The sequence below is a fragment of the Nocardia sp. NPDC004722 genome, assembly GCF_053601505.1.
This window is the reverse complement of record NZ_JBSGBY010000439.1, coordinates 1-7,192: the sequence shown is the minus strand read 5'-3', so window position 1 is coordinate 7,192 and position 7,192 is coordinate 1. Positions and strand designations below refer to the sequence as shown.

Genomic DNA, 7,192 nt, shown 5'->3' with positions numbered 1-7,192 from the left:
CCCGAACCCCCGCCACCACAACCCCCACCACCTTCCGCGACTGGTGCGAACAAACCCTCGCCCCCGCCATCCGCGCCTGATCAACCCGCCCAGCCACCCGCGACCGGGGCAGCGGTGTGGCGGCGGCGGTAGCGTTCGCGGCGGATGATGGTGACCACGGTGAGGATGAAGCCGCTGAACATGCCGATCATGAAGACGGCTACCGGGATCAGGACGGTGCGCATGATCGACGGCGTGAGCTCCGCCCCCACCGCCAGGGTCACGCCGGGCGCGCCTTCACCCGTCAGGCGGTAGGTGCCGCCGTGGCCGGTGTGGAAGCGGTACTCGCCGTTGCCCTGGTAGCCCGCAATCTGGTAGGGCACATGCCGATCGGGATTCAAGTGCACGGGCTGGCCGGACGGATCGGTGAGCGTGACGGTGACGGTGGGACGCGGTTCGTCGGAGGACGGGTCGGTGTCCTCGAAGTACAGGGTGTAATCGTGTCCGGCGGCCAGCCGGACCTCGCTCGATCCGGGTGCCGTCACCCGCTGGAACCCGATCACCTGATCCCGCATGGCCTCGTAGCTGAGGTAGCCGAACAGCAGTGCGGCCACGACGCCCACGAACGGCAGCAGGAGGCCCACCACGATCCACCGACCGGCCGGGTGAATCCGCAGCGGGGCCTGCGGTGGAGCTGGAACGAACACGAGATGATCTTAGGTGGCTGAGATCGTCACGCGCCCAGCAATATCCGGTGGTGGGTCAGGTGTTCCGCTCCAACAGGAGATCGAGGACGTCGGGGTATTGGTCGGGGAAGTCCATGGGGACTATGCCGTAGTGGGCGGGTTGGGTGCGGTGGGCGGTGAGGTAGGCGGAGACTTTCGGCATGATGGCGGCGGCGTTGTCCTTGGGCCAGGCGCTGTCGGCGAAGCTGGTGAAGTTGATGTATTGGAGGGTGTTGGCGGGGTCGGCGGCGGCGCGGTCGAAACAGGCGCTGACGTAGGAGAATTTGTCGCCGCCGGAGGAACCGAAGTTGGAGGTGCCGGAGGTGAGGCCGGCCAGGCCGCTGTCCTTGTAGCGGTCCTGGAGGTAGAAGTGGTCGCTGGTGAAGACGCCGTTGTCGCCGCCGGGCCATTGCAGGCAGCCCAGGGAGTTGGCGAACTGGGCGATCAGGACGATGCGGCCGCGGGCCTCGCCGAGGGTGGGGATGCGGTTGTCCAGGAAGAAGAGTGAGCGGTAGCCCTTGGTGTCGAGGTAGCCGTCGAATATCTTCTCGAAGTTCGCGCCGACATCGTTGTTGGTGCCGTCCTCCTTCTTGACCCGCATGACGAGGACCTCGCCGGGATTGCGGGTCAGGAACGCGCGGCACTGGTCGAGCACGGTATCGAAGGTGATGCCCTGATAGAACTGCGCATGGTAGATGCCGAAGGAGTCGGCGGTGTGATCCTGTAAACCGTTGCAGCGCATGTCGAGAAAGCGGATGCCGTGCGCGAACTGATCCGGCAGCGACCAGTTCTGGGTGTGCACCCATTCGGTGCCGTTGGCCGCGCTGGTGCAGCACGAGTCGTGGGTGCCGGGGATGGTCAGCCGCAGCAGCGAGGTGGTGTCGGGCAGCGCCGACATCCAGGACTGGGGCGCGGCGACCGTCCGTGCGAGCGGAAACGCCTGGGCGGCAGGCAAAGTCAGGGCCGTGGCGGCAGTGCCGACGGCGGCGGCCAGGGTGGTGCGGGCGAAGTCTCGCCGGGTCAAGCTCATAGAGCGGGGAGCCTAACCTGGACGAGAGACCAAGATCGCCGTTTTGCCCGATTCCGCTTCCCGAAGCGCTCAGCCCACGTCGGTGGACAGCGTGATCGTCGTCCACCCGCCCACATGGATCCGATCCCCGGGATACACGGGCACAGCCGTTTTCGGCGGAATCGGCTCCGGGCTGTCATTGAGGCAGGTGCCGTTGGTGGACCCCAGATCGGTGACCGTCACCCCGTCCCCGTCGATGTGCAGGATGGCGTGCGAGCGCGACACCGCGATATCCGCCGGAGCCACCGACAGATCGATCTCCGGGTGCAGACCCTGCGAGGCGCTGCGCTTGCCGATCAGCACATTGGGCCCCTGCAACGGAATTCGCCGATCCGGGTAGTAGTCGGGAAACTCCACCCGCTCCAGATCCGGCCCCTTCTGCGCCTGCATCCGCGCGTAGTGCGCGGGATCGGCGGTCACGGTGGCGACCCACACCGTCCCGGAGCCGTTGTTCAGCACCGTCGCGGCCGGATCGTTGATGTTGCGGGTGGCCCCCTCCGTGGCAGCCCACGCCGAGGCCGAATCCGGCTGTGCCGGGAACGAATCCGGCTGTGCCGAGGGCGCGTCGGGCTGTACCGGCGGCGCGGGCGGCGGTGTCGGCAGCGCCGAATCGTGCCCGCAGTTCTCGCAGAACCGTCCCTCCGAGGGCGCGCCGCAAGCCGGGCACAGTGCGGCCGCCGGGGTGGCGGCACCGAATCGTGCTGCGGGGGAGGCGGATCCGCCGACGATCGGCATCCCGCAGACGTCGCAGTAGTCGGTGGCGAGGGACTCGTGTCCGTCGGGGCACTGTGCCATCACGGCTCCTTGCGGACGCGGGCGGTCTTGGACGACCGCACGTCGAGGGCCATCTCGTCGACGGGATCGACCTTGTTGCGCAGCCGCACCGTGCCGGTCCGCTCGTCCACCACGTCGACCACGCTGAGCAGCAGCTTGGCGGTGTTCTCATTGCCGGACTCGGTCGCCAGGTGGTAGGCGCGCTGCAATTTGGCGGTGGCGGTGGCCAAGTCGCCCTGCTTGCGGGCGGTCAGCCCCTCCTGCACGGTCTGCGCCAGCTCGGCCTGCCCGGTGTAGTGCGCGACCCGGCGGCTGATTCGCGCGGACTTGTCGGTGTCGGTGGTCCAAGTGGCCTTCACCAGCCCCTGGCCCAGGATCTCGCCGTCGGCGAGCACGCTCACCCGCGCGGCCAGCTTCTCCCGATCCGGCGCGGCGGGCTCCACCTCGAGCTGCACGTGGTAGTCGCGATCCTCGGCGCCCCAGGAGCCCAGCGCGTATTCGCCGATCTGCGGCCCGATCTCGGTGCGCCGCGCGGTGAGATCCTCGATGAACGGCGCGACCTGCTTGACGAACACGATCTTGGCGCCCACCGGCGTCCACATGCGCAGCGTGAGTTCGGGAATCGTCTTCTCCATCGACGACGCCATCATGGCCGCGAAATCCTGGGCCAGCCCGTCGGCGGACTTCATTATGTCGACGGTGCCGTGCAGCGCGGAGGCGATGGCGCGCAACTCGTTCGGCTCCCAGTCCGCCCCGACGCCGCGGCAGTCACAGGTGAACACGCCTTCCGAGAGGCGGATCTCCTCGGCCAGCCGCTCGGGCTTCTCGTGCTCGTTCTTGCCGTCGGTGAGCAGGATGGCGTGCACCATCGCGCCGGGATGCTGCTGCGCGATCAGCCGCGACAGCCCCAGCCAGGTGCCGATGGCGGTGCCGCCGTGTGGGGACAGCCGATCCAGCGCGTGGCGGGCATTGGTGCGCTCGACGCGGCTCGCGATCGCGGAGGCCCCCTGGCGCGGATACACCACCTGGGCCTTGTCGGTGCCCTCGACGATGGCGAAGCGGGTGCCGTCGGGCATCACGTCCAGCGCGGCGAGGGTGGCGCGGCGCGCGCCGCCGAATTTGTCGGAGCCGCCCATGGATCCGGAGGTGTCGATGATGAGGATCTCGACCCGATCCTGCGGCGGCGCGGCCACCGCCAGTTCGTCGGTGGCCTCGACGGTGACGATGGCGTCGACCGTGCGGGCCCCGTCGGCGAGGTACTCGTTCTGGTCTACGGCGACCGAAAGGCCTTTGTGCTCAGCGGAAGTCACAGTGTGTCTCCTGAGGGTGTACGGGACGGAACAGGTACGAGGGCGACGGTGATGTTGTCCTTGCCACCCGCCCCCAGCGCGTGCTCGACCAGGGCGCGGGCCGCGGGCAGCGCGGGCAGCGTGCTGGTGAACCGCGACAGCGCCGCCGCCTCGGGCAGGTAGTTCCACAACCCGTCGGTGCACAGCAGCAGCACCCCGGGCGCGTCGGCGTGCAGCGACCGCACACAGTTGGGCGACCACTGCCCTTCGCTGTCGGCGCCCAGCCAGCGGGTGAGCACGTGGGCGTGCGGGCCGTCCATGGCGGTCTCGAGGTCGAGCAGGCCGTTGTCGACCATGGCCTGGGCCAGGGTGTCGTCGACGGTGAGCCGGTCGGAGCCGTCGCCGGTGCGCAGCCAATAGGCCCGGCTGTCACCGACATTCGCGACGGTGATGGCCGCGCCGCCGTCGTCCTCGAACTGGACGAGAGCCGACACGTAGGTGCAGGACGGGGATTTGCCGTCCGGCGTCCCGACCGCCTTGACCGCCTCCGCGGCGGCGGTGAGCCCGGCCATCACGCAGTCGTGCGGGGACCGGTCGGCGGCCAGCGCGGCCAGGCAGGCGTCGAGCCCGGCCCGGGCGGCCGCCCCGGAGGCCGCCTGCGGATCCTCGGAGGTGGAGACGCCGTCGCAGACCGCGATCACGGCCGCGGCCGGCCGCTCGGGAACCGTGCCGTCGAGGATGGCCGCGGCGACCGAGTCCTCGTTGCGGGCGTGCAGCAGACCGCGATCGGTGATCAGGTAGGCGGCCCCGAGATCCGCTTCGAAGCGATCGCGTTCGGGGCCGAGTTCGCCGCAGCTGGCGCAGTAGCCGTCGGGGTCGAATTCGGTTGCGCCGCAGCCGGTGCAGTCCGGTGCGGGGCTGGATTCGAAGGTGGCGGTGGTGCCGGTGACGGGGTCCATGCGCGCGTTGCGGGCGGCCGCCGCGACCGGCACGGTGGATCCGGAACCGGGCCGGAATTCCGTGGGCGGCAGGGCGATCAGCCGCATGCCGAGCTTCGCGCCGCACGCCTCGCAGAAGCGGTCGGTGTCGGCGGCGAAGGTGCCGCACTGCGGGCAGCGGGCCGTCACAGCACGGTCCTCGGGCGCACCGCGTTGGCCTGCTCCACGAGGGCGATGCGCTCCCACATGTCGTCGGTCTCGTGCGCCAGATCGCGATAACAGCGTTCCAAACCGGTGCGTACCCCCTGCTGATCGAGCGCCACCCCCAGCAGCGGGGAGTGGTCGGCGGGCACCCTGCCCAGCCCCAGCCATCGCAACGCCGCGTCCAGCACCCCCATACGGGCCTGGGCGGCACGGCGTTTCGAGTCCAGGGTCAGGCTATCGATCCGCTTGCCCGCATCGCGAACCAATTGTTCGGTGAGCTGACTCGGATCCGTCACCGCCAACAGCGTTTCCACCGCGGTCACCCCGGCCTCGTGATGCACCGCCGACGCGGTGTCCACCTGATCGAGCACGGTGACCGCGCCCCCGCGATCCCCGACCGCGCGCCGCACCCGCGCCGCCCCGAAGGCCGCGCTGGTGAAGGTGCGGTCGGTGCCCCACACCATGTCGTAGTAGCGGGTGGCGCGCTCACGCGCGGGGGCTGGGTCGGCCCCGGCGATCGGGACCGGTGCGACGGCGTGCCTGCCGTCGGGGACCGACAGGGCCTGTTCGGTGGCCAGCGCCTCGGCGTCGGCCGCCATGAGTTCGGCGGTGACGGCGAGGGCCAGTTTGGGGGCGGCCTCGCCGGGGAGCGCGCTGTAGAGGGCGTCGAATTCGGCTGCGGCGGAGGCCCAGTCGCGCTGTAGCAGGCGGGCCTGGCCCGCGAACCAGGTCAGTCGCCAGTCGCCCGCGAGGGCCTCGCCGACCTCGTCGAGGCGGCGCAGCGCGTCGTCGGGGTCGCCGAATTCCAGTGCGGCACGGATCAATCGGAGGGGGATCTCCACCGACTCGCCCTGTCCGGTGACCACCGAGGCCAAGCCCGCGGTGAGCTCTCGCTCCAGGTCGGCGGGTGTGCCCGCGCCGGTGGAGGCGAGCAGGGCCGCACCGCTGTCACTGGGATCGACCAGCGGGACCGGCAACGCGGCGATGATGGCCTGCGGATCGTCCGGCACCCGGTCGCCGACGCCGAAAACCCCACGCGGCGGGCCGAATCGGGTGGACAGGCCCGGGCGCGGCCGCCCGTCCTCGTCGGCGAGCACCTCGCGCAGGATGCCGGTGAGCTGATCGCTCATCTCGGTCATGGAGGTGAAGCGCGCGTCCGGGTCGGCGTCGGTGGCGCGCACCAGGAACCGGTAGAGCGATTCGTGTTTGGCCATGAGCGGTTCGGTGTCGGGGCCGGGCAGCGGCCCGAGTTCGTTGTTCACCGGCGGGATCCGCATGATCAGCGCCGCGAGCGTGCGGCCCACCGTGTACACCTCCGACGCCACGGTCGGGCCGGTCTCGGCGATCTCCTTGGCCTGGTATCCCGGTGTGCCGTAGATGGTTTCGTTCTGATCGTGCAGGCTGATGACCGCGCCCAGGTCGATGAGCTTGAGCTGCTCCTCGGTCTGCATCACGTTGTCGGGCTTGAAATCGCAGTAGGCCAGCCCGCGTTCGTGCAGGTACTCCAGCGCGGGCAGCATCTCGAGGATGTAGGCGATGGCGCGCGCGGGCGGCAGGTACCGCTGATCGGCCGTGCGCTGTTCGCGCAGCAGCTGTTTGAGCGATTTGCCGCCCACGTACTCCATGACGATGTAGCCGACCGGCTTCCCGTCGGGCCCGGTGTCCTCGGCGAAGTTGTAGATCCGCACGATATTCGGGTGATCGACCTGCGCGAGGAAGCGCTTCTCGGCCACCGCGGCCCGCATGGCGTCCACGTCACCGGTATTGAGCAGGCCCTTGAGCACCACCGGCCGATCGTCGACCTTGTGGTCCACCGCGAGGTAGATCCAGCCCAGGCCGCCGTGCGCGAGCGGGCCCAATACCTCGTACTGGCCGCCGACCACATCGGTGCGGGCCAGCTTGGGGGTGAAGGAGAACTTGGTGCCGCAGTGCGGGCAGAAGCCCTCGGCGCGACCGGGCTTGCCGTCGCGGCTGCGGCCGACCGGACGCCCGCACTTCCCGCAATCACGGTGGCTTTCCGGCACTTCCGCGTTCGTGAGCACGGCCTCGGCCGGATCCTTGCGCGGCACCGACGGCACCTTGACCATGCCCGCGCCCAACCGCCCGCGGCTGCCGCCGGTGGAGCCGGAACGCCCGGTGCGCACCGAACGGCCGCTGCGGGTGGCCCCGCTGCGCACGGTGGCTCCGCCACGGCTGCCGTGGCCGCTCTCGCGG

General features: G+C 70.1%; 6 protein-coding genes. All 6 read right to left on the bottom strand.

Annotation, left to right across the window (positions count from 1 at the left end):
• Positions 1-80: 80 nt before the first annotated feature.
• On the bottom strand, positions 81-686 hold the full coding sequence (locus tag ACWELQ_RS32480) for a hypothetical protein (protein WP_452400854.1): 606 nt from the start codon (positions 684-686) through the stop codon (positions 81-83).
• Positions 687-741: 55 nt separating this feature from the next.
• Positions 742-1,734 carry a phosphatidylinositol-specific phospholipase C gene (locus ACWELQ_RS32475; protein WP_452400853.1) on the bottom strand — a complete coding sequence of 331 codons (993 nt, stop codon included), beginning with the start codon at positions 1,732-1,734 and terminating at the stop codon, positions 742-744.
• 69 nt (positions 1,735-1,803) lie between these two features.
• On the bottom strand, positions 1,804-2,568 hold the full coding sequence (locus ACWELQ_RS32470) for an FHA domain-containing protein (RefSeq protein WP_452400852.1): 765 nt from the start codon (positions 2,566-2,568) through the stop codon (positions 1,804-1,806).
• A complete protein-coding gene (locus tag ACWELQ_RS32465; RefSeq protein ID WP_452400851.1) occupies positions 2,568-3,857 on the bottom strand; it encodes a vWA domain-containing protein in 1,290 nt (429 codons plus the stop codon). The genes ACWELQ_RS32470 and ACWELQ_RS32465 overlap by 1 nt, the downstream gene beginning before the upstream one ends.
• Positions 3,854-4,963 carry a PP2C family serine/threonine-protein phosphatase gene (locus ACWELQ_RS32460; protein ID WP_452400850.1) on the bottom strand — a complete coding sequence of 370 codons (1,110 nt, stop codon included), beginning with the start codon at positions 4,961-4,963 and terminating at the stop codon, positions 3,854-3,856. The genes ACWELQ_RS32465 and ACWELQ_RS32460 overlap by 4 nt, the downstream gene beginning before the upstream one ends.
• On the bottom strand, positions 4,960-7,192 hold a 2,233-nt coding region (locus ACWELQ_RS32455), incomplete at its 5' end, for a tetratricopeptide repeat protein (RefSeq protein ID WP_452400849.1). The genes ACWELQ_RS32460 and ACWELQ_RS32455, both read right to left, overlap by 4 nt.